This is a genomic window from Vibrio atlanticus, from assembly GCF_024347315.1.
Lineage (GTDB): Bacteria > Pseudomonadota > Gammaproteobacteria > Enterobacterales > Vibrionaceae > Vibrio > Vibrio atlanticus.
Genome location: NZ_AP025460.1, coordinates 1,606,573 through 1,632,660 on the forward strand (window position 1 = coordinate 1,606,573; position 26,088 = coordinate 1,632,660).

The 26,088-nt window shown below is 43.3% G+C and carries 15 protein-coding genes; 11 read left to right on the forward strand and 4 right to left on the reverse strand.

The annotated features are described in order from the left end of the window. The first annotated feature begins 9 nt into the window (after nucleotides 1-9). Entirely contained in the window at nucleotides 10-918 is a 909-nt protein-coding gene (locus OCV30_RS07070; RefSeq protein ID WP_009846647.1) for a CvfB family protein, read from the forward strand. Between the two features lie 339 nt (nucleotides 919-1,257). On the opposite strand, the gene rsmF is transcribed toward OCV30_RS07070, so the two are convergent. The 4 genes from rsmF to OCV30_RS07090 form a co-directional block, all read right to left on the reverse strand. After that, nucleotides 1,258-2,679 carry a 16S rRNA (cytosine(1407)-C(5))-methyltransferase RsmF gene (gene rsmF / locus OCV30_RS07075; RefSeq protein WP_065678348.1) on the reverse strand — a complete coding sequence of 474 codons (1,422 nt, stop codon included), beginning with the start codon at nucleotides 2,677-2,679 and terminating at the stop codon, nucleotides 1,258-1,260. 170 nt (nucleotides 2,680-2,849) lie between these two features. After that, nucleotides 2,850-5,507, reverse strand: coding sequence for an MlaD family protein (locus tag OCV30_RS07080; protein WP_065678349.1), 2,658 nt, complete (start codon nucleotides 5,505-5,507; stop codon nucleotides 2,850-2,852). Then, on the reverse strand, nucleotides 5,494-6,795 hold the full coding sequence (locus OCV30_RS07085) for a paraquat-inducible protein A (protein WP_065678350.1): 1,302 nt from the start codon (nucleotides 6,793-6,795) through the stop codon (nucleotides 5,494-5,496). The genes OCV30_RS07080 and OCV30_RS07085 overlap by 14 nt, the downstream gene beginning before the upstream one ends. A 78-nt stretch (nucleotides 6,796-6,873) precedes the next feature. Beyond that, on the reverse strand, nucleotides 6,874-8,670 hold the full coding sequence (locus tag OCV30_RS07090) for an ABC transporter ATP-binding protein (RefSeq protein ID WP_065678351.1): 1,797 nt from the start codon (nucleotides 8,668-8,670) through the stop codon (nucleotides 6,874-6,876). Between the two features lie 89 nt (nucleotides 8,671-8,759). Between OCV30_RS07090 and OCV30_RS07095 the strand changes: the two genes are divergently transcribed. The 10 genes from OCV30_RS07095 to rlmKL all read left to right on the forward strand — a co-directional run bounded on the left by OCV30_RS07095 (nucleotide 8,760) and on the right by rlmKL (nucleotide 26,077). Next, on the forward strand, nucleotides 8,760-9,251 hold the full coding sequence (locus OCV30_RS07095; RefSeq protein ID WP_012603880.1) for a GAF domain-containing protein: 492 nt from the start codon (nucleotides 8,760-8,762) through the stop codon (nucleotides 9,249-9,251). A 97-nt stretch (nucleotides 9,252-9,348) separates the two neighbouring features. Beyond that, complete coding sequence (gene proQ / locus OCV30_RS07100) at nucleotides 9,349-9,972, forward strand: RNA chaperone ProQ (protein ID WP_009846654.1); 624 nt, start codon at nucleotides 9,349-9,351, stop codon at nucleotides 9,970-9,972. Between the two features lie 17 nt (nucleotides 9,973-9,989). Then, nucleotides 9,990-11,984 carry a carboxy terminal-processing peptidase gene (prc, locus tag OCV30_RS07105; protein ID WP_065678352.1) on the forward strand — a complete coding sequence of 665 codons (1,995 nt, stop codon included), beginning with the start codon at nucleotides 9,990-9,992 and terminating at the stop codon, nucleotides 11,982-11,984. A 275-nt stretch (nucleotides 11,985-12,259) separates the two neighbouring features. Next, the gene (locus OCV30_RS07110; RefSeq protein WP_012603881.1) at nucleotides 12,260-12,943 is read left to right on the forward strand and encodes a hypothetical protein; all 684 of its coding nucleotides are present in this window, start codon (nucleotides 12,260-12,262) and stop codon (nucleotides 12,941-12,943) included. A 218-nt stretch (nucleotides 12,944-13,161) separates the two neighbouring features. Next, complete coding sequence (pepN, locus tag OCV30_RS07115; RefSeq protein ID WP_065678353.1) at nucleotides 13,162-15,768, forward strand: aminopeptidase N; 2,607 nt, start codon at nucleotides 13,162-13,164, stop codon at nucleotides 15,766-15,768. Nucleotides 15,769-15,989: 221 nt separating this feature from the next. Then, on the forward strand, nucleotides 15,990-16,208 hold the full coding sequence (locus tag OCV30_RS07120) for a DUF2835 domain-containing protein (protein WP_004733645.1): 219 nt from the start codon (nucleotides 15,990-15,992) through the stop codon (nucleotides 16,206-16,208). Nucleotides 16,209-16,436: 228 nt separating this feature from the next. Continuing rightward, nucleotides 16,437-21,278, forward strand: a complete 4,842-nt coding sequence (locus tag OCV30_RS07125; protein ID WP_012603883.1) for an NAD-glutamate dehydrogenase — start codon at nucleotides 16,437-16,439, stop codon at nucleotides 21,276-21,278. 346 nt (nucleotides 21,279-21,624) lie between these two features. Beyond that, nucleotides 21,625-22,635: a quinone-dependent dihydroorotate dehydrogenase gene (pyrD, locus tag OCV30_RS07130; RefSeq protein ID WP_017099304.1), complete on the forward strand. Its 1,011-nt coding sequence runs from the start codon at nucleotides 21,625-21,627 to the stop codon at nucleotides 22,633-22,635. 257 nt (nucleotides 22,636-22,892) lie between these two features. Next, nucleotides 22,893-23,447, forward strand: coding sequence for a cell division protein ZapC (locus OCV30_RS07135; RefSeq protein ID WP_017099303.1), 555 nt, complete (start codon nucleotides 22,893-22,895; stop codon nucleotides 23,445-23,447). A 509-nt stretch (nucleotides 23,448-23,956) separates the two neighbouring features. Further along, complete coding sequence (rlmKL, locus tag OCV30_RS07140) at nucleotides 23,957-26,077, forward strand: bifunctional 23S rRNA (guanine(2069)-N(7))-methyltransferase RlmK/23S rRNA (guanine(2445)-N(2))-methyltransferase RlmL (RefSeq protein ID WP_065678355.1); 2,121 nt, start codon at nucleotides 23,957-23,959, stop codon at nucleotides 26,075-26,077. Nucleotides 26,078-26,088: the final 11 nt, after the last annotated feature.

The following is a 26,088-nucleotide window of genomic DNA, read 5'->3' on the forward strand; positions in this document are numbered from 1 at the left end:
AAAATATGAATGAAACTAGCGAAAGCATATCAGAGATCACGTATAATCACCGCCAAATTTAAAGTAGAGACAATCTTGATGATTAATATTGGTCAAATAAACAACCTAGAAGTAGTAAAACAAGCAGACTTCGGTGTATTCCTTGACGCGAGCGACTATGGAACGGTGTTGCTGCCGAAACGATTTACTCCTGAAGGTGTTGAAATTGGTCAAAAGCTAGATGTTTTTTTATACATTGATTCTGACAACCAGATCGCTGCCACAACTGAAAAACCAATCGCTCAAGTAGGGCAGTTTGGCTTGATGACGGTTGAAGGTGTTAACAGCACTGGTGCATTCATGAGCTGGGGCGTGAAAGGTAAGGACCTTCTTGTTCCTTTCAGCGAGCAGCGCGGCCGTTTAAACGAAGGCCAGTCAATCTTAGTATATGTGTATATCGATAAAGCATCGAGCCGTATCGTTGGTACAACGAAGTTCAACAAATGGTTAGACAACACGCCTGCGACTTATAAGCAAAATGAACAAGTTGATCTCATTATCGCCGAGCGCAGCCAACTTGGTTACAAAGCGATCGTGAACGGTGAACACTGGGGTATGATTTTCCCATCAGACATCATCGGTAAGCTGTTTATTGGTAAGACACTAAAAGGCTACATTAAAAACGTTCGTGAAGAAGACGGTAAGATCGATTTGTCTCTTCAGAAAATTGGTGTCGCTAAGATGGATGACCTAAGCACTAAGGTTCTGGATCTTCTTGAGAAGAAGGGCGGTTACCTGCCTTTGAATGATAAGTCTTCTCCTGAAGCTATTTTCTCTGCATTCAGAACAAGTAAAGGTACGTTCAAGAAGACAATTGGTGGTTTGTACAAATCTGGCAAGATCACTATCGACAAAGAAGGTATCAGCTTAGTTAAATAAGCGATCCTTTCGGTCAAAAAAAAGCCCAAACCTTCCTGTTTGGGCTTAGGGGAAAGGGCTCCAAAGAGCCTACGCTAATCGTTTCAATCTTTTGACTATTAGGTTGAAGTCTAGTTTAGATTCCCTAAAGTGCGATTTTTCTTATTTGAAATAGTGACTTGAATTGATGTTTGTATAATTAGTCGTTGATTTACAAGCGCTCGCACATTGAGTTACATGACTGGTAGAATACAAAAAGCCCAAACAATTAACATTGTTTGGGCTTTTTGTTTGTGCGATTCTTTAAGCCGTTAAGCCGTTAAGCCGTTAAGCCGTTAAGCCGTTAAGCCCGAAAGCTATTTAGAATAGGTTCTTATCGCGCACGAGTTCGCGTGGTAAACCGTTCTTCACTCGGTTGCCAACCCACTTACCAAGGCCGATGATTGCACCATTGTACTTCACTAGTACTTCACCTTTGCCTGACAAGCCTTCAGGGCGAACATCGCGTCCCATGAACCATTCACGAGCATCTTCAATGCTAAGGTCTACAATGTTGGCTTCATTGCCTGTTGCGAGCGTTGTCGCGACTTGGTGCTGCCAGCGGTAACCTTTTTTATGGGTTTCAGCGATCTTGATGCCCATGCGAGAGAAACGGAACTCACCGATCATAGGTTCTAGCGCTTCCGGGAATAGCCAAACGTCTTTGTCACGAATCCAAACTTGAGTATCACTTGGTAGTTCGATATCGAGTGCGCCCAGCAGTTGTTCAGCGACTTCTTGTTGAGCTTTCTTTGACGCTTTTTCAAATGGGAATTTGCCCAGACGTTTTTTCACTTCTGGTGGTGTCACAGACGCTAGTTTACGGATGCGTGCAACGAAGAAACCTTCTGAATCATACACTTGTGGGAAAATGTGTAGAAAGCCCTCTTCTGTCGTGGTTGCTTTAGCATTGTCGAATAAGTTTTCCAAAGACTCGAACTCAACCGCATCACCAAAGGTCTCTTTTAGGTGATGACATACTTGTTGGTTCTCTTCCGTGCTTAACGTACAGGTTGAGTAAACCAGCACGCCGTTAGGTTTGAGAGCATGAAAAGCACTTTCGATCAGATCTTTTTGAGTGTCAGCAATATCGACTACAGATTGATACGTCCAGTTCTTCATCGCATCAGCGTCTTTGCGAATCGTACCTTCACCAGAGCAGGGCGCGTCTAGCAGAACAGCATCAAACTGTTCTGGTAACCACCCACCGAAAACTCGACCATCAAAGTTACTGAGTGCGGCATTACGAACGCCACAACGTTCGATGTTGGCATGAAGAACTTTCACGCGGCTTGCTGCGTACTCATTGGCAACCAATACGCCGCGATTATTCATTAGCGCTGCGATTTGCGTTGTTTTAGAACCGGGTGCAGCCGCAGTGTCTAATACGGCTTGGTAGTCTGCCTCACCTTGGAAAAGTGCTGACGGTGGCATCATAGAACTGGCTTCTTGGATATAGAAAAGGCCAGACATGTGTTCTGCCGTATTACCTAGTGGCGCTTCACTTTCATCCGCTGTAATCCAAAACCCCGTTTCGCACCAAGGTACAGGTTCCAGTTCCCAGCCTTTCTCTTTTGCTCGTACTAAGAAGTCCTCAACACTGATTTTCAATGTGTTGACTCGAATACTTTTACGAAGTGGTTTTTGGCATGACGCGACAAAAGAAGCCATATCTAGATGACTAGGCATGATTGCTTCGATGTGCGTTAGGAATTCTTCAGGAATATATACGTTAGCGTGCAAAAGAGTGTCTCGATTTATTGCATTAATGCGGGGGAGTTTAAAGCAAAATGAGGCCGTCCTAAACCATATTTATAGTAAACAACAAAAATGCAGCCGAATGGCTGCATTTTGATGATGAATTATTCTTCGTCAAGCGGTATTAATTTGCATGGAGCTTCTGAGGATTCACTCTATGGGCGAGGAATTGCGGTTCTCCATGATTTCCACTCATCTTCGGCTTTAGGATAGAGATAGAAAGACTGATCTTCGCTTGCCACAGGCTGAAGTTCACTCGTCGGTGGCGTTGAGAAGGTAATTCCGCCCCTTAATAAACTGTCTACCGTTCCGGCTTTGATGTTTGCACCAGAGAGACCGATAGAGACATCGACCCCCGACACGTTCCAGAACACAGTGTTTGCGCGGATCAGATACGCGTAGTCAGGTTCGATTTGAATCGTAGAGATGATTCGATCAGCAAACTCGCCAAGTTGAACATCGATAACACTACCGATTTCTAGTTCTCGGAATAGGATCGGTGTGCCCTCTGATACCGAGCCTCGCGTTTCGCTTTGTAGCTGGAATATCTTGCCTTCAGGCTGTACTGGCCCCTTGCTAAGCTTAAATTTCGTATTTCTTTCACCATTGCCCGGGTCTACGTTAATGTGCTTAGAGAGCAGTGCAGAGACGTTTTTGATGCCATTAAGGCCGATTTCTGGTTCTGCCAACCAGAAGTGACTCTTCGCAACGGCAATCTTGTCTACGTACTCAGGTAAAATACGCGCAGTAATTTCAATACCGCCTTTATTGAAGTTAGGAATCACCAAGGTAACCTCACCGACGGTGACGCCTTGATATTTGATCGCCATGCCTTTGCTGACTTCTTGATCGCCAGAAGAGGTAATCGTAATCGCGCGACCAAATTTTCGCGCGGATTTCGAATCTTTATAAAGTTTCCATACATCACCGAGTTTGTTGTCTATTCCCGGAAGAGAGTCAAAAGCAATACCGCCTTGAATAAGCGTTTTAACGGGGGCTGCTTTAATACTGATACCCGATAGCGACGCATCAATCTCAACGCCTGAGCGGTTCCAGAAAACAGTATGTTCATTGAGTAAGTGTGTGTAACGATTTTCGATCGTGACTTTGATTCTCACGCCACCATCGACAAGCTGAAAATCAGAAATGCTACCCACTTGTAGGTTGCGGTAGAGTAGTGGGCTTCCTTTAGAAATTGAAGGTAGCTCGCTCGCAAACAACGAAAGCGTCTTTGAGCCAGACTGATTAAACTTGGCGATTTCTGCTAACGATTTGCTTTGGAAAAGCTGATAGTCAGTTCGTGCTTTCGACTGACCTTCGCTAACAAAGCTAATTGAGCCAGTAAGAAGTTGTTTTGCCGGTGGAACTGTTACACTTAAGCCAGATTCGGTTAGCTCTGCAGTCGCACTGCCTGTCACAAAGAAACGGTTATGGCTTTTGATTAGGTGAGCATATTCGTTATCGACAAGCGCATCCAAAAACACTTCGTGCTTATCAGAGCCAGTACCTACACCATCGACTAAACCTACTTGGATGATAGAGCCAACAGCAATGCCTTTGTAGAGTAGCTGTGTACCGACATCTAACCCGAATGAATTGTTCGACGTTAAGCGAATCGCAACGGATTTTTCTTGTTCCTGACTGAACTCATTTTTGCGAATTGCAGTAAATCGACGCGCTTTTTCACCCTCACCTGGAACCAAGGTTAGAAAGTTGCCCGTGACTAAGTTGGCAATATTTTTCATTCCAGTAAGTGATAGTTCAGCTTCCTCTAAAACGAATTGACTGCCGCTATTTAAAAAGTCACTGAATGCCGGTTGGATTGCAGCCGATGCCACGACGTTTTCACGCCCTTCGCTTAAAGATAGGTCAGTGATTTGACCGATTTCGATGCCTCGATACATGATCGGAGCGCCCGTTGCACTGATCTTGTTGTCGTCGGGTACGGCTATCTTGATCGAGATACCACGACCGGCTGTTTTCAAATCTGGGTACAGTTTGAATTTGGTGTTCATCTCTACGGGTTGACCTTCTCCCGGAGAGTCGACCGCAATTGAACCGCCAAGCAGAGCACTGAGGCTTTCTAAGCGTACGTCGACACCAGAAAATCCGATACTGGCACCTAAGCCACTGACATTCCAAAAACGGCTTTGGTCGGTAATGATGTGGCTGTATTCATCTTTAATCGCCGCTTGAATCGTCACGGATTTTGCGTTGTCGTTTAGCTGATAGTTGTAAACCTCACCAATTGGAATTTTACGATAAACGATCTGAGAGCCAACAGACACACCCCCCAGGTCTTTGGTCGTCAATGAAATATTCAGGCCTTCCGAAGCCAATAAGTCAGAAGGGGATGATTCTAAGGCCTGGAAAACGGTTTCTGGTTCTTGCTTGGTTTCGCTAGGATGGATAGCAATATAGTTACCTGAAACAAGCGCATCTAGCCCTGAGATACCAGATAAACTTGCTGTTGGTTTTACGAGCCAGAAACGCGTGCCTTTTGAGAGTAGCTTTTTCGCTTCTGGGTAGATGTCAGCATCGACATAGATGCTCGATAAATCTTTGGACAAGGTAATGTCGCGCACCATACCTACCTCTAAGCCTTGGTAGCGAATTGTCGTTCGACCTGCGACTAAACCTGCGGCATCTGAGAAATATATCTGCACACGTTGTCCTGCATCGTGTATCGATTTCATGACCAACCAACCCGCTAATGCGACGGTTAGTATCGGCAGGATCCACAAAGGGGAAATACCTTTGTTTTTCCTGACTTCTGGTGAATATGACGTTTGTGATTGGTTATCGTTGTTCATTCACTGACTCATCTTTAGAGGTGTAGTTATCCCAAATTAGCCTAGGATCTAAGCTTTCCGCCGCTAGCATCGTGAGAACAACCACGACGCCAAAAGCGACTGCACCATAACCTGGTGTAAAGTTTAAAATTTGTCCACGATCGACCAAGGTCATCATGATCGAAATAACGAACAGATCCATTACCGACCACTTCCCCACCCATTTCACAATGAAATAGATGGTCATACGTTGTCTATGGTAAACCGCACGCTTCATTTTGATACAAATTAAGATATACGTTAGACCAAGTATTTTCGCGACAGGCACGACGATACTGGCAATAAAAATGATTGCTGCGATGCCATACATGTCGCTATTAATTAGCGAAGCGACACCGGAGATGATGGTGTCTTCTAATCTTTGTCCGTTTGTTATCACGATAGAAATTGGAATAACGTTGGCCGGCACGATAGCCACTGAGGCGGCAAAAAGTAGAGCCCATGTCTTTTGTACAGAGTAGGGTTTGCGATGATATAAGTCATGGTGACAACGCACGCAAGTGTGTCCGTCAGGCTGAGACAGGTGACAGTTATGACAGTGTACGTTCTTACTTTTATCAAAAGAGTAGTGAGACTCTTGAGCCCAAGCTTCCCAGTAGCGACGCACACTGATCCGACTTACCAGTAACACACTGAAAAGCTGCAGTAGAATCAGACCAACTAAACCAGGGCCGACGAAAATATCTGAGTAATCTTGTAATTTGAAGCACGAGATTGCCACGCTCACCAGAAATACATCCAACATCATCCAGTGCTTAAGTGTCTGAATGATAGCTAATGCATAACGAAATGGTGTGAAAATCTTAAAGCGCAAGGATAAATGGGTGATGAGTACCGAGGTACAAACAAGTAACGGGGCGATCGAACTGCAGAATAAGATCAACAAGCCAAGTAGAGGGAAGCCTTCACCCATCAAAGTAAATACGCCAGATGGTAATGTCGCAGGTATCATGACACCAATCAGGCGAATACTGATGAATTCAAAAAAGTGTGAGGGGATAAACAGCAATAAGCAGGTAATAGCGATTGCAAGGTTTCCAGACAGGCTAGGGGTGCCGCCTCTATAAAGCTGAGTACCGCATCTTGGGCAGTAAGCGGATTTCCCCAAAGGGATTTCCATTTTATCAACGGGAAGTTCGCAGCCCTGACAAAGACGTACAGAGCTACTGTCGCACTGGTGCTGAGTCGATAACTGCTGCTTAGTTGATAAAGAGTTGGTTACGGATGGGGAGGTCACGCGACCTCCCAAGTTGAAACACTAATCAGACTTTTAACCTGATTTAAATGCCTAGAACAACACTGATTTAAATCTCTAGAACAATAAACATCAGGCGTGCGATTGCACACTGCCATAGAGTGTTTGATATAATCCTTGTTGTTCAACCAATTCACCATGTGTTCCTGTCTGTGTAACTTGCCCATCTTCTAAAACATAGATTAGATCGGCCTGTTTCACCGCTGATAATCGATGAGCCACTATCAAAGTTGTGCGATCTTTCAAAAACTCGCTCAGCGCTTTATGCAGTGCTGACTCTGTTGCTGTATCGAGTGCTGATGTCGCTTCATCTAGAATAACAAACTTAGGATTGCTCAGCACCATTCGGGCTATCGCTAAGCGTTGTCGTTGCCCGCCAGACAGTCGAACGCCATTCCTACCAATTTGTGTATCTAAGCCATTACTCAGTTGCTTGATGACATCTTGCATTTGAGAGACTTCAAGTGCACGCCACAACGACATTTCATCGTATTCAGCACCAAGCGTCAGATTATGCCTTAATGTATCGTTAAAAAGTATAGGTTGTTGTAAAACAACGGCAATTTGACTGCGTATTACATCGAAGCTGATGTCGTCGGTGGTTTCACCGTTATAACGAATGCATCCAGAATCCGCTTGATAAACCCCAATCAGTAACTGGATTAACGTAGATTTACCACCACCACTCGCACCCACCAAAGCGACTTTCTTACCTGCTGGAATGTGCAGCGACAGCCTATTTAAAACAGTGTTTTCTAATGTGTAAGAGAATGTAACGTCTTCAATGTCGACTGTCACTTCTTGATCTTCATTAAATGGGTTCACTTTACTGATAGGGCGCTTCTCTTCTTCTAACTGAAGAAGGTCGTTGATGCGCTGAAGTGCTGCTTTTGCGCTATACCAAGAGAATTGAATCCCTAACAGCTCTTGTACCGGGCCTAACATAAACCACAAGTAACCAAATACCGCGAAAATCTGACCAATCGTTAAGTCACTGAATAACACCATTAGCATCGCGACGGCACGGAAAAGCTCGAAACCTAATAAGAACAGCAGAAACGAAACACGGCCAGCAGCTTCTGATTGCCAAGCGTATTTGTCTGCATCGACTCTCACTTGGTTTGCTTGAACCTTAAGTTCATCGAGAAAGATACGTTCCTTGTTTGCCGCACGCAGTTGGTAAATACCGTCTAAGGTTTCCACTAAACGGTTTTGAAAGCGCTCGAAAGATTGGTTCTCATACTTTTTAAGGTGTTTAACTCTGCTACCTAGTTTACGGGAGAAATAAATCACAACAGGATTGACCAGTAAAATGAACAGTCCTAAACGCCACTCTAACCATAGCAACACGATAGCGGTACCGAACACGGTCAGGAAGCTGATGATAAATTTAGAAAGGGTCGAGCCAATGAACTTATCTATCGTCTCTATGTCTGTTATCAGGTGAGCATTAATACCGCCGCTGCCTTTGGTCTCGTATTGTCTAATACTAATGCGGCCAAGCTTATCTATCATCTTGCTGCGCATTTGATAGGTAATTGTTTTTGAGACAAGCGTGAATTGACGCCCTTGTAGAATGTTCAACGCTTGGCTAACAGTACGCATGATTATGACTAACAGCAAAGTCAGTGCAATATAGCCAGTTGGCGTCTGCAACGATGTTGGAAGTAGATGGTTCATCATCTCTAAGCCAGAAGCCGGCTTATCAAGTAATACTTCATCAACCATTAATGGCATGAGCAACGGGATAGGGACACTAATGAGAGTTGCAAGTATGGCAATAATGTTAGCAAACAGTAATTTGGACTTGTGTTTTTTTACTTGAGTTATTAACCAAGAACGGCTAATAGTGTCTTCTGAATTGGTCATTGTAATGAGAATAAGTCCTATTTAGTTTGATGGCCGCATTTTACTGCGTTCTCTTGATAATGGAAGTCTCAATTTAATTGGAAGTTAATATGAAAATAGAACATTACCAACGCTTAACCAAACAAGCCGTTGCATTAATTGAATCAGAACCCGATCTAACTGCTAATCTAGCTAATATCAGCTCATTATTATTCATGGAGTTGGATGAATTAAATTGGGCTGGTTTCTATTTAATGAAGCAGGACCAAGCTAAGGAAAAAGACGAACTTGTGCTTGGCCCATTCCAAGGTCAACCGGCTTGTGTTCGAATTCCGGTAGGGCGTGGTGTGTGTGGAACTGCGGTCGCGACGAATACAGTTCAGCGTATTCATGATGTTCATGAATTCGAAGGACACATCGCTTGTGACGCTGCAAGTAACTCAGAAATCGTTATACCATTTTCGATTGACGGGAAAATTGCGGGCGTTCTTGATATCGATAGCCCAAATGTTGGCCGTTTTTCTCAAATTGACGAGGACGGATTAACATTTTTCATGGCAGAAGTGGAAAAGCTGCTTAATTCGCACGCGAACAAGGCATAAATTATTCTCTTACTGTGGTTTTTCCCAAGCATCTCTCTATAATACGTAAAAATATTTTCTTAATGCTCGCGGAAAACCGCAAAAACCAGGAACCCACATGGAAAACACTGAAAAGTTAAAAAACAGCAAAGAAGTTATCGCATATGTTGCTGAATGTTTCCCTAAATGCTTTACTCTAGAAGGTGAAGCGAAACCACTTAAAATTGGTATTTTTCAAGATCTTGCTGAACGTCTAAATGAAGACGAAAAAGTAAGTAAGACTCAGCTTCGTGCAGCGTTAAGACAGTACACATCATCATGGCGTTACCTGCACGGCGTAAAAGCTGGCGCAGAACGTGTTGACCTAGACGGCAACGTATGTGGCACACTAGAAGAAGAGCACGTTGAGCACGCTAAAGCGACACTTGCAGAAAGCAAAGCGAAAGTTCAGGCTCGTCGTAAAGAACAAGCACAGAAAGCTCGTGACGAAGGCAAAGCTAAAGCTAAAGCGAAGAAAGCTCAACAGCCTCGTCGTCAAGCGCCTAAAGCACCGAAAGTAGAAAAGCCTGTAGAAACACGCGCTTTGAACGCCGATGAATTTATCACTGGTAAAGAAGTAAATGTGAACATGGGTACAGGAAACATGGCTGCGACCATTGTTGAAATCAATAAGGAAGATGTGCGTGTTCAGTTAGCAAACGGCCTACAAATGGTTGTTAAAGCGGAGCACTTGCGCGCTTAAAGGAGATACTCCTACGCATGAAATGCCGTTCAAAATTGACACTGATTGCTGCTGGCTTTTTGCTAGCAGCTTCAGCTCAGGCTCTTGAAGCCAAATTAAATCAGGACGATTTACCTCTACTCGCTCCTGAGGTTCAACACGAAACTGCTAGTAAACGTGTTACTTCTCGATTTACTCGTTCCCACTATAAACACTTCAATCTCAACGATGATTTCTCCCAAGCTATCTTTAATCGTTATTTAGAGATGTTGGATTATAACCGTAATATCTTCACTCAAGCTGATATTGATTCTTTCGCTACTTCATCTAAACAAATTGATGATCAACTGAAAGCCGGTAATAACCAAATTGCATTTGATGTTTATAATTTGTCCATGCAGAAGCGTTTTGAACGTTTCCAATATGCGCTGTCTTTACTAGATACTGAGATTAAGTTTGATACTGATGAAAGTATTGAGCTCAATCGTAGCGAAGCGGAATGGCCAAAAGATATCGCTGAAGTAAATGAGCTTTGGAGAAAACGCGTTAAATATGATGCGTTGAATCTAAAACTTACAGGTAAAGAGTGGCCAGAGATTCAAGAAGTTTTGGAAAAGCGTTACAACAATGCGATGAAGCGTATTACGCAATCGCACAACGAAGATGCTTTCCAGATCTACATGAACGCATTCGCGCGAGAAGTTGACCCTCATACCAGTTACCTTTCTCCAAGAAATGCAGAGCAATTCCAGTCTGAGATGAATCTATCTCTAGAAGGCATTGGTGCTGTACTTCAAATGACAGACGACTACACCGTTATCCGATCTCTCGTTGCTGGTGGCCCTGCGTCAAACAGCAAACAATTGAGTGATGGTGACCGTATTGTTGGTGTCGGCCAAGATGGCGAAGATATTGTTGATGTTATCGGCTGGCGTTTAGACGATGTAGTGCAATTAATTAAAGGACCGAAAGGGACTAAAGTTAAGCTACAGATCTTGCCAGATAGTAAAGATGCAAAAAGTCACGTTGTCACAATTGTACGCGATAAGATTCGCTTAGAAGACCGCGCTGTTAAATCAGAAGTTATCGAGAAAGATGGCAAGAAGATTGGCGTACTAGAAGTACCAAGCTTCTATGTTGGCCTTTCTAAAGATACTGATAAACTGATCACCGAACTTAAAGAGCAAGGTGTCGAAGGTATCATTGTTGATCTGCGAAACAACGGTGGTGGTGCACTAACGGAAGCAACCGAACTCTCTGGTTTGTTTATCAAAGAGGGGCCCGTTGTTCAAGTTCGTGATAGTTACGGTCGTGTAAAAGTGAACAGTGATACTGATGGCGAAATTAGTTACCAAGGTCCATTAACGGTATTGGTGAATCGCTACAGTGCTTCAGCATCTGAAATCTTTGCAGCAGCGATGCAAGATTATGGTCGAGCAATCATCCTTGGTGAAAACTCTTTCGGTAAAGGAACGGTGCAACAACACCGCTCTTTGAATCATATTTATGATTTGTTCGATAAAGAGTTAGGCTACGTTCAATACACCATCCAGAAATTCTACCGAATCAATGGCGGAAGTACGCAAAACAAAGGTGTAGTGCCTGATATTGCTTACCCAACGGCAATTGATCCAGCAGATACTGGTGAAAGTGTTGAAGATAATGCTCTGCCTTGGGATAGCATAGATAAAGCTAACTATTCAGTGTTACAGCGTAACGATGAGCAGGTTGCTGCTTTAACCGCTAAACACCAAGCTCGTATTGCGACAGACATGGAGTTTGGCTTTATCGCGCAAGATATTGAAAAATATAAGGCTGATAAAGATGATAACGCCCTTTCTTTGAACGAAAAAGTACGTCAACAAGAGAGTGATGATGGGGATGAGCTTCGTCTAGAGCGTATCAATCAACGTCAAAAAGCCGCTAAGCTAGAGGCATTTAAAACGTTGGATGATATCCCTAAAGACTACGAAGCCCCGGATGCTTATCTTGATGAATCTGTTGCTATCATGCTGGATATGATCAAGAAATAGAGCAAATACCTGTTAAAAGGTGATTGTTTAAAGATGCACAATTTAAAAAGCGAGCCTAGGCTCGCTTTTTTTGTGTCTATGATTTGACAGGAATACCTGATTGTAACCGTTGAGACTGTCGCAAAGAACACTCAATGTTCAGGGTTATTTAGCTCTGTTTTTTGTCGAATAATGACATTTAAGTTACTTTGCACTTAAAATTTAGTGACTTGGATCAAATTTTTTCGCTTTCTATTCATTACGTGCCTAAGCTTAAAGAAAACGAGGGGGCGCGCATGAAATGGATTTTACTATTTTTATCTTGTTTAAGTTTTGTTGCTTTTGGGAGTGAGGTCGCTTCAAGCGAGCAGCAATCAAAAAGTGACAGCAATCTATCTCATTTTGACCTTCCTTTACTGCTTGGTGATTGGTATTTGATGAACCCAGATCCTGAACAAGGTACTGAAAATTTTAGAGCGATAAAGCTAACCCTTGATTCAAATTATTCATTCTCCATTGATATTCAAAAGAAAGACTACAGTGTCGACCATTGGGAAGGCTTGTATAATGCCAATGAAGATACCATTATTTTGGGTTTAAACACCTCTGAACCTCAAGTTTACGCCTATAGCAGTAACCATAATATGTTGAACCTCAACGGTGTCATGTTTACCAAAGCCTTACCGAATGCACTGGCAGGTATTTGGTCGAGTGCTGAGCTTTCAGGTAGCGACCTGCGCGCGAGTAACATTCAAAAAATGGATTTAGTGCTTCAACCTGACTTTGTATTTATGTTCAGAGTGTCCGATGAAGTGGGGAGTGAGGTTGTTCGTCGTGGGGTGTATTACACAGAAGGCGATCAATTGGTGCTTCTGTATGAAAATGGCGAGCACGGCACTCGTTACACATTAAACAGCGACGTCTTGACGCTTCAAGGTGAAGAAGGCGACATGTTTGCAGTACTCAATCGTATTCGATAATGACGGGTTGGATGCGCAAAGTCAGGTTTGTTGATAATATGGCTCACAGTTCATTTATTAGCCGTTCCTTTCTTATTTGGTTGATAAAATAGCAAAACATGGAGGCGTTTTACTACAATGCCTCCTTTTTTCAATATTCCCCTTGTGTTCTTGGCCCTCAACCTTTAGATATATACAGTTAAAATACAATTACGTATAACGATCAAAAGGAACCCGTCATGGCACATACACCTCAAGCCAAGTATCGTAAAGATTATCAATCACCATCTCACACTATTTCTCAAATCGATCTTACTTTCGATTTGTACGATTCAGCGTCCATCATTACGGCGGTGTCTAGTGTTAAGCAAGAGAAAGATAGTTCGACCTTAGTACTTGATGGTGAAGGTTTGACGTTGGTTTCTGTTTTAGTTGAGGGTCAAGAGTGGACGCAATTCGAGCAATCTGAAACTCAACTGACACTGAGCGGACTACCGAAAGATTTCACACTCACGATCGTGACGGAAGTTAATCCTGAAGGGAATAGTGCACTTGAAGGTTTGTATAAGTCGGGTGGCGCATTCTGTACTCAGTGTGAAGCTGAAGGTTTCCGTCGTATTACTTACTACATGGACCGCCCTGATGTATTGGCAAAATTCACCACAACGGTAATCGCAGACAAAGCAGAAAATCCATTCTTACTTAGTAATGGTAACCGTATAGATGAAGGTGATGCTGAAAATGGTCGTCACTGGGTTAAGTGGCAAGACCCACATCCAAAACCTGCTTACTTGTTTGCTCTTGTTGCCGGTGACTTTGATGTACTTCGTGACGCTTACACCACACAATCAGGCCGCAAAGTTGACCTAGAAATCTTTGTCGACAAAGGCAATCTAGACCGCGCAAACCACGCGATGGTTTCTTTGATTAACTCAATGAAGTGGGACGAAGAGCGTTTCAATCTTGAGTATGACTTAGACATCTACATGATCGTAGCTGTTGATTTCTTCAACATGGGCGCGATGGAAAACAAAGGTCTGAACGTATTTAACTCTAAGTTTGTTTTAGCGAACGACCAAACAGCAACCGACACCGACTACCTAGGCATCGAAGCGGTAATCGGTCATGAATATTTCCATAACTGGACCGGTAACCGAGTGACATGTCGCGATTGGTTCCAACTAAGCTTGAAAGAAGGCTTAACCGTATTCCGTGACCAAGAGTTCTCATCTGATCTTGGTTCTCGCGCAGTAAACCGAATCAACAATGTTCGTATTATTCGCGGGCCACAATTCGCTGAAGATGCAAGTCCAATGTCTCACCCAATTCGCCCTGAAAAAGTGATAGAAATGAACAACTTCTACACATTGACTGTATACGAAAAGGGCAGTGAAGTGATCCGAATGATCCACACATTGTTGGGTGAGGAAGGTTTCCAAAAAGGCATGAAGCTTTACTTTGAACGTCACGATGGTACCGCTGCAACTTGCGAAGATTTCGTTGCTGCAATGGAAGATGCGTCGGGCGTTGACCTGTCTCAGTTCCGTTTATGGTACAGCCAATCTGGTACGCCGACGCTTTCTGTTGAAAGTCACTACGACGCAGACAAAAAAGAGTACACGTTAACAACTCGCCAAGTAACGGCTCCAACTCATGAGCAAACGGAAAAGCAAGCTCTGCATATTCCTCTAGACATCGAGCTATACACAGCGTCGGGTGAAGTGATTGGGTTACAATGTAACGGTCAGCCAGTTCACAATGTACTTGATGTGAAAGAAGCGGAACAAACGTTTGTGTTTGAAAACGTTTCAGAGCAACCGATCCCATCGCTACTTCGTGAATTCTCTGCGCCAGTGAAATTGGAATACGATTACTCAGATGAAGAGCTGATCTTCCTGATGGTGAATGCTCGCAATGAGTTCTCTCGTTGGGATGCGGGACAAATGCTGCTAGCGAAATACATCCGTAGCAACGTAGATAACGTTCAACAAGGTCAAAAGTTTGAACTTTCTGCTTCTGTTGTTGATGCATTCCGCGGGGTACTGCTTAGTGATTCACTAGAACCTGCGTTTATTGCAGAAATGCTTTCTCTACCGAGCCATAACGAAGTGTCGGGTTGGTATGAGCGCGTTGATATTGATGCGGTCGCATCTGTTCTTAACTCAATGAAAGTAACACTAGCTGCAGAACTGGAAGACGAGTTAGCGGCGGTTTATCACAGCCATGCACTAACAGAATACACGATCGATCACGATTCGATTGGTAAGCGTACTCTACGTAAAGTTTGTCTAAGTTACTTAGCGCATACTGAAAAGGGTAATGACTTGGTTGTTGCTATGTACCAACAAGCAAACAACATGACAGATACAATGGCTGCAATGGGCGCGGCGAACAGTGCGCAACTACCATGTCGTGAAACCTTGATGGCGGATTACAGCGACAAGTGGAAACACGATGGTCTTGTCATGGATAAGTGGTTTGCATTGCAAGGTTCAAACCCAAGTTCTAATGCACTTGAAGTGATTAAAGCGTCGATGTCGCACCAAGCGTTCAGCTTGAAGAACCCGAACCGTACTCGTAACTTGGTAGGTTCGTTCTTAAACATGAACCCGGTTCAATTCCACGCCAAGTCAGGACAAGGTTATGCGTTTGCGGGCGAGATCCTACGTGAACTGAACAGCAGCAACCCGCAAGTGGCTTCACGTTTGATTGACCCGCTACTTAAGTTCCGTAAGTACGATGATGAACGCCAAGCTCTAATCAAAAAAGAACTTGAGACGCTGAAGAACATGGACAACCTTGCAAAAGACTTATTCGAGAAAGTGGCAAAAGCACTAGAGGCTTAAGTCAGCCGCTTATTCAGGTAACTGATTTATCATAAGAGGTTTTGCTAATAAACAGTTTACTAGTAACGAAAAGTCATCAGTGGTAGAGAATATCTGCCACTGATTTTTTGTTTCTGGTTTATCGAATTTTCGATAAGCTAGAGCAGTTTCAAGCTCAGTTTCACTTTCAGACATCGTTAAGTGCCAAAAACACCGGCACTGTATGTTTATACAGGTATCGTATGAATCGCTATATTTTCCAACTTAACATCTCATATCAGCAGTTTTTGGCTAGCTACTCGGGTGCCGCAAGTAAAGTTCAAGTGATAACAACAACAGGGTTACGCTTACAGCTACCTGCAACTCGCTTCAGACCATTTCTTACACAAATAGGGGTTAGAGGGCAGTTTAGGTTAACAACTGACCAAAAAAATAAGTTTATTAAGTTGGAAGCTCTGTAAAGCTTGGCGTACCTAGTGAGTTAAAGGGAATCTTAATCACATAATCAAACATTTCACCTCTTACCACCTCTAAAACAATTAACCATTTATCAATAATGCTTTTACAATAAATGAATGCATTACCTTTGCTTAACTCGTTAGTAGAACTGGCCTTGAAGGCTTCATTCAAACGCTAGCTTAAGTAAGCCCCCTAATAATAAAATAAAATTCTAATTGTGGAGTGTGACTATGACCGCACGTGAAACTGTGGTTCCAGTTTTACTTGAAAAAGTTTACAAACTGATTCAAGACAAACTTGACCTTGCTCATCGACCTCTCGTAACTCAACTTGCTCAACACTTGTTTAGTAACGTTTCTCACGACGATCTAACTCAGAGAAACGAATCCGATTTATACGGTGCTGTAGTTAGCTTATGGCATCACATCAATGAAAAGAAAGCTGACCAAATCTCTGTTCGTGTTTTTAACCCGACAGTAAGTCGTCAAGGTTGGCAATCTACTCACACTATCGTAGAGATAGTCGTACCAGATAGCCCATTCCTTGTAGACTCTGTAAAAATGGCGCTGACTCGCCTAGACCTTTCTTCTCACCTTATGCTTCACAATCCAACACAAATCTCTCGCTCTGATAAGGGCAGTGTTGTCGGCGTTAGCAATAACGAAGGTGCATTCCAATCGCTTTTCCATATCGAAGTAGACCGTCTTAGCAGCAAAGCTGAAATGACAGCGCTCAAAACGGAACTACTGGATATCTTTACCGATACTGGTTTAGTAGTGAACGATTGGCTGAAGATGGTTGAAAAACTTGAGGAAGTAACGAATCAAGTTGAAAAGCAAAAAGAAAGCATTCCTGTAGACGGTCAACGTTTTGATGAGACGTTGGCGTTTCTTCGTTGGTTAGGCGAGCACAACTTTACGTTTATGGGTTACAAGGAATATGACCTTGTTTCTGTAAATGGCGACACAGAACTACAACCGACCAAGGAGCAAGGTCTTGGTTTGTTTGCGAATTCAGATCGTGTGCGTAACGTTAAGCTGTCTGAGTTTTCTGATTCGGCACGTCTTGAAGCCAAAAAGCCGTATGTACTTATCGTAACCAAGGGCAATACGGCTTCGCGCATTCACCGACCAGCTTACAATGATTACATTGGTATTAAGAAGTTCGATAAGAACGGTAAGGTCATTGGTGAACACCGCTTTACTGGTCTTTACACCTCTGCCGTTTATAACCAAACCGTTGAAACGATTCCTCTTGTTCGCGAGAAAGTAGAGCGCATCTTAGACGCGAGTGGTTACCGTGAAGGTTCATACTCTTACAAAGCTCTGCACAACATTTTAGAAAACTACCCGCGAGATGAACTGCTTCAAGCTCGTGAAGAAGAATTGCTAGAAGTCGGTACTGGCGTAGTTCAAATGCAAGATCGCGATCTTCTGCGTTTGTTTGTTCGCAAAGACCCGTTTGGCCGTTTCTTTAGCTGCATGGTTTACGTTACTAAAGATCGTTACAACACCGAACTTCGTCGTCAAACCCAACGCATCTTGAAGCAGTATTTCGGTTGCGAAGAAGAGGTCGAATTCACGACATACTTCTCTGAAAGCCCACTGGCGAGAACGCACTATATTGTTCGTGTTGATAACAACAACATGGATGTGGACGTGAAAACAATTGAGCAAAATTTAATGGAAGTATCGTCTACGTGGGATGACCGCCTGTCTGAATCAATCGTTGCTAACTTCGGTGAGAGCAAAGGTCTTCCGTTATCGAAAGAGTACATGCGTGCATTCCCACGTTCGTACAAAGAAGACATGATGCCTGGTTCTGCGGTTGCAGATATCGAGCGTTTAGAAGCACTAAGTGAAGACAACAAACTGGGCATGCTTTTCTACCGTCCTCAAGAAGAGGCGGCAGACTCTAAAGCTGTTCGTTTGAAGCTGTTCTACCACAGTGATGAGCCGATTCACCTGTCTGATGTTATGCCAATGCTTGAAAATTTTGGCCTGCGCGTTATTGGTGAATCACCTTATGAAGTACGCAAGACCAATGGGGTGACTTATTGGATCCTTGATTTCTCGATGCTGCATAAGAGTGACAAGACGATTGATCTTCGTGAAGCACGCGATCTATTCCAACAAGCCTTTGCTGCGATTTGGGAAGGTGAATTAGACAGCGATGGTTTTAACCGCTTGGTATTGGGTGCTGCTCTTTCTGGCCGTGAAATCTCAATCTTACGTGCGTATGCGCGTTACATGCGCCAAGTTGGTTTCCCATTTAGCCAACAATACATTGAAGACACATTGTCTCATTACCCAGATCTAGCGAAAGGGTTAGTGAGCTTATTCGGCAAGCGTTTTGATCCTAAATTAAAGGGCAGCGCGAAAGGCCAACAAGATCTTATCAAGAAGATCACTGAACAGTTGGATCATGTAGAAAGCTTGGATGATGATCGTATCATTCGTCGCTACATGGAAATGATCACAGCAACGCTTCGTACTAACTACTACCAGTTAGACGACAACAAACAGTCTAAACCTTGGTTGGCTCTTAAAATGAGACCAAGCGAGATCCCAGATATCCCAGCGCCGGTTCCTGCGTTTGAGATATTCGTTTACGCACCAGACATTGAAGGTGTGCATCTACGTGGCGGTAAAGTAGCACGTGGTGGTTTACGTTGGTCAGACCGTCAAGAGGATTTCCGTACTGAGATTCTAGGCTTAGTTAAAGCACAACAAGTTAAGAACACAGTAATTGTACCGGTTGGTGCAAAAGGTGGTTTCGTTTGTAAGCGTCAGCACACTATGTCTGGCCGTGATGAAATTTTCGCTGAAGGTCAACGTTGTTACAAGCGCTTCATCCGTGCATTACTAGACGTATCAGACAACATCATTGAAGGTGAGGTTATTCCACCTAAGAGTGTTGTTCGTCACGATGAAGATGATCCGTATTTGGTTGTTGCCGCTGATAAAGGTACCGCAACGTTCTCAGATCTAGCAAACTCAGTATCTGCTGAATACAATTTCTGGTTAGGCGATGCATTTGCCTCTGGTGGCTCTAACGGTTATGACCATAAAGCCATGGGTATCACGGCGAAAGGTGGCTGGGAATCTGTTAAACGTCACTTCCGTGAAATGGGCATCAACTGTCAAACAACGGACTTTACCGCTATCGGTGTAGGTGATATGGCGGGCGATGTATTTGGTAACGGCATGCTGTTGTCTAAGCATATTCGTATGCAAGCTGCGTTTAACCACATGCATATTTTCATCGACCCGAATCCAGAATCAGCATCAAGCTGGGTAGAGCGTGAGCGCTTGTTTAATCTTCCTCGCTCAAGCTGGGAAGATTACAACAAAGACCTGATTTCTCAAGGTGGTGGCATCTTCTCTCGTCGAGCGAAGTCTATCTCTTTGACGCCTGAAATTCAGAAAATGCTGGGTACTAAGAAAGCATCAATGGCACCAAATGACTTGATCAAAGCGATCTTGTCTATGCAGGTTGATCTTCTTTGGAATGGCGGTATCGGTACTTACGTTAAGTCTTCAAACGAGACTCATACAGATGTTGGTGACCGTGCAAATGACGTGCTGCGTATCGATGGCCGTGACCTAAAAGCTAAAGTTGTTGGTGAAGGCGGTAACTTGGGTATGACTCAACTGGGTCGTATTGAATACGCACTGACGGGTGGCCGCGTTAATACTGACTTCGTTGATAACGTTGGTGGTGTTGACTGTTCGGATAATGAAGTTAACATTAAGATCTTCTTGAATGGTTTGGTGTCTAATGGTGATCTAACCGTTAAGCAACGTAACCAAGTACTTGAATCGATGGAAGATGAAGTTGGCGAAATCGTTCTAGACGACGCATATTGCCAAGCTGAGTCTATTTCGGTTACTGAGCATCAAGGTGTTGGCTTAGTAAAAGAGCAAATCCGCTTTATTCATACAATGGAAAAAGCAGGGTACTTGGATCGTGGTTTGGAATACATCCCAGATGACGAAACATTGCTTGAGCGTGAAAAGCAGGGCCAAGGCCTAACAAGACCTGAGCTTTCTGTACTTGTCGCTTACGGTAAAATGGTGCTTAAAGAAGATCTTGTTAGTGATGATATCGCTAATGATGAATTCCATGCTCAACAGCTTATGCAATACTTCCCAACAGCGTTACGTCGTAACTACTCTCAGCACATGGATAATCATCCACTACGTTCTGAAATCATTGCGACGGCACTGGCTAACCAAATGGTTAACGAGATGGGTTGTAACTTCGTTACTCGTCTGCAAGAAGAGACGGGCGCAAATATTGTTGATATTGCCAATGCTTACGCGGCAACACGTGAAATCTACGGTCTTGGCAAAGTTCTGAAGAGCATCCGTGAACTGGACAATGTTTCAAGTTCTGAAGCTCAATATGAATTGATCTACCATGTTCGTCGTACACTTCGTCGTTTGGCTCGTTGGTTGCTAAGAAACCGTACCGGAAAACAGTCAGTGAAAGCATTGATTGAACTTTACCAAGGCGATGTTCTTACTATCACAGAGAAACTGGATGAAAACCTAGTGGCTTCTGAAGTAGAAGAGCATAACGCAATGGCACAGTTATGGATTGACCAAGGCGTAAACGCTGAGTTGGCTAATTCAGTTGCGCGTTTGTCTAGCTTGTACTCAGCACTGGATATATCCACAGTGGCTCGTGAGACAGGTAAAACAGTACAACAAGCGTCTAAGCTTTACTTCAACCTTGGCGACCGTTTGTCTCTGCACTGGTTCTTGAAGCAAATCAATGGTCAAGCTGTAGATAACAACTGGCAAGCGCTGGCACGTGCAGCATTCAGAGAAGATCTGGATTGGCAGCAACGTCAGCTAACTGGGCAAGTGCTCAACTGTGGTTGTGCTTCAGACATCGATGTGATTAAAGCGCTTGATGATTGGATGGAAAGTAACTCTGTTTCTCTACATCGTTGGGAAAGCATCTTGAACGAATTCAAAGTGGGTTCGGTTCATGAGTTTGCCAAGTTCTCAGTAGCACTGCGTGAATTGATGTTATTGAATCTAAACTGCATGTCGACAGATTAGTGATTAGATAAAACGAAAGACACAAGGGCAGGCCATAAGGTCTGCCTTTTTCGTTTCTATAAAGTGGCATCAATCGATCTGACGATTTTTGACGGACCCACTTCTTTCAACGGACCCACTTCGTGGACACCTTGCTTGTTGTTAAAAGAGTGGGTGGCTGTAATATGGTAGAGACTAGAAATGAGTAAACTGACTGCAGAAACGATAACGTTTGCTTAATAAAGAACCTCATTCGCTAACAAACTCGATTATCTTACCCTTACAGACAGTAATAGATTGAATAGTTGAGTAAATAAGTAAATAATATCGCCCCGTTTACACGGGGCTTTTTTCTATCGGAGGCACAATGCTCTACCGTCTAGCCAGAACTGGCTTTTTCCAACTTGATGCCGAAAAGGCACATGATCTTGCAATTCAAAATTTCAAACGCTTCACAGGCACTCCTATTGATCTTTTGTATCGCCAACAATTACCTAATCGACCTGTAGAATGCATGGGTCTTACTTTTAAAAACCCAGTTGGCCTAGCGGCTGGCCTAGATAAAAACGGCGAATGTATTGATGCATTTGGCGCAATGGGTTTTGGTTTCGTTGAAGTAGGAACGGTAACTCCTCGTCCACAAGCCGGTAATGACAAACCACGTCTGTTCCGTCTTGTTGAAGCTGAAGGTATCATCAACCGCATGGGGTTCAATAACTTAGGCGTCGACAACCTTATTGAGAACGTTAAGAAGTCGAACTACGACGGCATCTTAGGTATCAACATCGGTAAGAACAAAGACACACCAATTGAAAAGGGCGCTGAAGATTACTTGATCTGTATGGAGAAGGTATATCAATACGCTGGTTACATTGCTGTGAACATCTCTTCACCAAATACTCCAGGACTTCGTTCTCTACAATACGGCGAAGCTCTAGACGATCTATTGTCTGAACTTAAAACGAAACAATCTGAACTAGAAGAGAAGCATGGTAAATATGTTCCTCTTGCTCTTAAGATTGCTCCGGATCTAAGTGATGACGAAATTAGCCAAATTTGTGAATCATTGATCAAAAATAAGATCGATGGTGTGATCGCAACAAACACAACATTGGATCGTTCAATCGTTGAAGGCATGAAACATTGCGATGAAGCGGGTGGCCTAAGTGGACGTCCAGTTCAATCTCGCAGTACTGAAGTGGTTCGTAAACTTCACGAAGAGTTGGGTGACCAATTACCGATCATCGGGGTAGGTGGCGTTGACTCTTACGTCGCTGCGAAAGAGAAAATGATGGCAGGCGCGAAGCTTGTACAAGTTTACTCTGGTTTCATCTACAAAGGCCCTGGTCTTGTAGGCGACATCGTTAAAAATTTATAGTCCCCGAAAACCAGATCTTTTATAAACCCAGAGCTTTTATAAACAGAGTTATCAAAAAGATTTGGTTATTTTAGGAAAGCTATAATTTGGCATCGTCTTACTAAAAGAGACACTGTAACTCACTGAGTTGTAGAGAGAAGCGATAAGAAAGAGGAATTCATTTCCTCTTTTTTTTTACCTATTGCTCAGTAAAATTACTGTAATTGAAGGTAATTTTGCGTTTTACCTAATGGAATGGTTCAACAGTGTGAGACGAAATGATGCTTAAACCTAGCGATACATGGAGTTGGTATTACGATGAGCAGCAATGTTCATTAATGCTAAACCTCGGAGAGGATATGATTTTCAAAACGAATCTGGTCCGCAATAAGCTGGTGGACTGCGCGTTTAGAGATAATGAATTCACCGTTGATGACGCATCTTCATACCAAACCTTCAAAGAACAAATTTCTGGCTTAGAACTGTCTGAGCCTCGCCAAGCTGAACTCGCACTATATTGTGTGGCAGCAAAGCGCTTCCACAAGCCAGTACAGCCTAAAAGCTGGTTCTTCGATTCACAAGGCGCTGGCCACGAATCTCCTCAAGAAGGGGATATCGTACAAATGAATAACGAGCATAGCCTAGGTTACTTCATTGTATTGGAAGTGGGAGAGTGTGCGAGCCTATGTGCATTTGTCGACTTAGAGGAGTTTCTGCTCACACCTTCAAAAGGGTTAAGCTTTGGAGACTCGATTAAAGTGATGCACGATAGGATGGTAGACGCGAACTCTATTCTTCATTTTCACCATACACATATTGCAATGGTCGGTTAATTCCCCAGTTTAGTTCATCATTTCTAACACACATTGCAACGCATAAACCTATCAAACCTTCCTTAGAATCGGCTCAATAGCCGATTTTTTTGTGCCTAAAAAACCTCATCCAGATAAATACATCACCGCTTAACTATTTAATTAGTGAACTTGTGACTGTTTTTTCATCTTAGTTTCTGCCTATTTTCATCGCCAGAAGTGTAAATCACCTCCCTTTATTCCCTGTTTTTGTGCTTTTGTAGCTAACTTTCAGTCTTAAATTAACTCTGGTATATACCAATTTTAGGGTGAATATAAATTCACACCGCCGCATTGGTCGATGTTTGGTCATAAATTGTGCTGATTCGATAAGTCTTATGTTCTAAGGGGATGTGGGTAAGCGATCGCTTCATGACTGTGTGTTTGCTAGCCAGTTAGTCGAAAGATTCAATGAAAAGACAAGTTTAGTGTGATGCTCTAATAACAAATTCAGGTATAATCGAGCTAATTTTTATCAATAAAAGAACACTATGAATCAATATCTAGCGGTTACCTCAAACGGCCTTGAGAATTTATTAGTTGAAGAACTAACCCAACTAGGGATTACAAATGCAAAACCTGTTCAAGCAGGTGTTAAATTCAAAGCGACCAATGAGCAAATTTATCGTTGTTGTTTATGGAGTCGTTTGGCTTCTAGATTTGTACGTGTCCTTTCTGAATTCACTTGTATGGACGACATGGATTTGTACCTATCAACCACCGCGGTTAACTGGGTAAATCAATTCCATAGCTCTAAGCGTTTTGTTGTTGACTTTAACGGTACAAACAACGAAATCCGTAATAGCCAATACGGTGCGATGAAAGTAAAAGATGCCGTTGTTGATAGCTTTGAGAAAAAGTCTTTGCCTCGTCCGTCTATCAGCAAAGAAAATCCAGATATTCGTATTCACGTTCGTCTACATCGTGATAAAGCGATTCTTGGTGTTGATATGGTAGGTAGCGGTCTTCACCAACGTGGTTACCGTCCAGAATCAGGCCGAGCACCATTGCGTGAAACCCTTGCTGCTGCGATTCTTCTTCGTAGTGGCTGGGATGCGACTAAGCCTTTCCTAGACCCAATGTGTGGTTCAGGTACGTTAGTGATTGAAGCGGCAATGATGGCTGCGAACATGGCTCCAGGTGTTAAACGCCAGAAGTGGTGTTTTGAATCACTAGAAGATTTTGAACCAGAACTGTGGGCTGAAGTGAAAGCTGAAGCGAACGTTCAAGGTCGTCGTGGCGTTAAGAAAGTAGAGTGTAAGTTCTATGGCTACGACAATGACGAGCGCATGATCAAAACAGCGCGTGACAATGCTCGTCGTGCTGGTGTTGAAGAGCTGATTGAATTCGAAGTAGGCGATGCTGCAAAGCTTAAGCGTCCTACAGAGTTTGCTGATGGTGTGATTGTTTCTAACCCACCTTATGGTGAGCGTCTTGGCACAGAGCCGGGTTTGATTGCACTTTACACGGCATTCGGTGCACAACTTAAAGCGGAATTTGGCGGTTGTAACGCGTCTATCTTCTCTAGTTCTGACGAACTGCTTAGCTGCTTACGTATGCGTGCAGACAAACAGTTCAAATTGAACAACGGTGCGTTACCGTGTCACCAAAAGAACTACTCAATTTCAGATCGTCCGATGTCAGAGCGTCCAACGGGTGAACAAGAGCAACTTATTGCTCCAGACTTCGCAAACCGTCTTAAAAAGAACATCGGTAAAATTGGCAAGTGGGCTAAGAAAGAGCAACTAGATTGTTACCGTATCTACGATGCGGACTTACCAGAATACAATGTAGCGATTGACGTATACCCAGGTCACCTTGTGATTCAAGAATACGCAGCGCCTAAAGATGTACCGGAAGAGAAGGCGAAACGTCGCTTAACCGATATTATCCGTGCTTCTATTCAAGTAACAGGCGTTGAAGCAAACAACGTGGTTCTCAAGGTTCGTCAGAAGCAGAAAGGTCGTTCTCAATACCAGAAGATGGCTCAAGACTCATCTAACCTAGAAGTGAACGAATACGGCGTTAAGCTGATTGTTAATCTTCATGATTACCTAGATACAGGCTTGTTCTTAGATCATAAGATCACTCGTCGTCGTATCGGTGAGATGGCTGCAGGCAAAGACTTCCTAAACCTGTTCGCTTATACGGGCAGTGCATCTGTTCATGCTGCTGTCGGTGGCGCACGCTCTACAACAACGGTTGATATGTCGAATACCTACCTTGAGTGGGCAAAACAGAACATGGAGCTTAATGGCCGTGTTGGTCGTCAACATCAGTTTGTTCAAGCTGACTGCTTACAGTGGTTGGTTAAAGAGCAGGGTTCTTACGACCTGATCTTTATTGATCCACCTACGTTCTCAAACTCTAAGCGTATGGATCAATCGTTCGATGTTCAACGTGATCACATTCAGTTGATGGAAAACCTTAAGCGTCTTCTTCGTGAAGAAGGCACGATTGTGTTCTCTAACAACAAACGTCACTTCAAAATGGATCTAGAAGGTCTGGAAGCGTTAGGTCTTAAAGCTCAGAATATCTCAGCTAAGACGCTTCCATTGGACTTCTCTCGCAATAAGCACATCCATAACTGCTGGTTGATTACACATAAGTAATTAAGAGATTG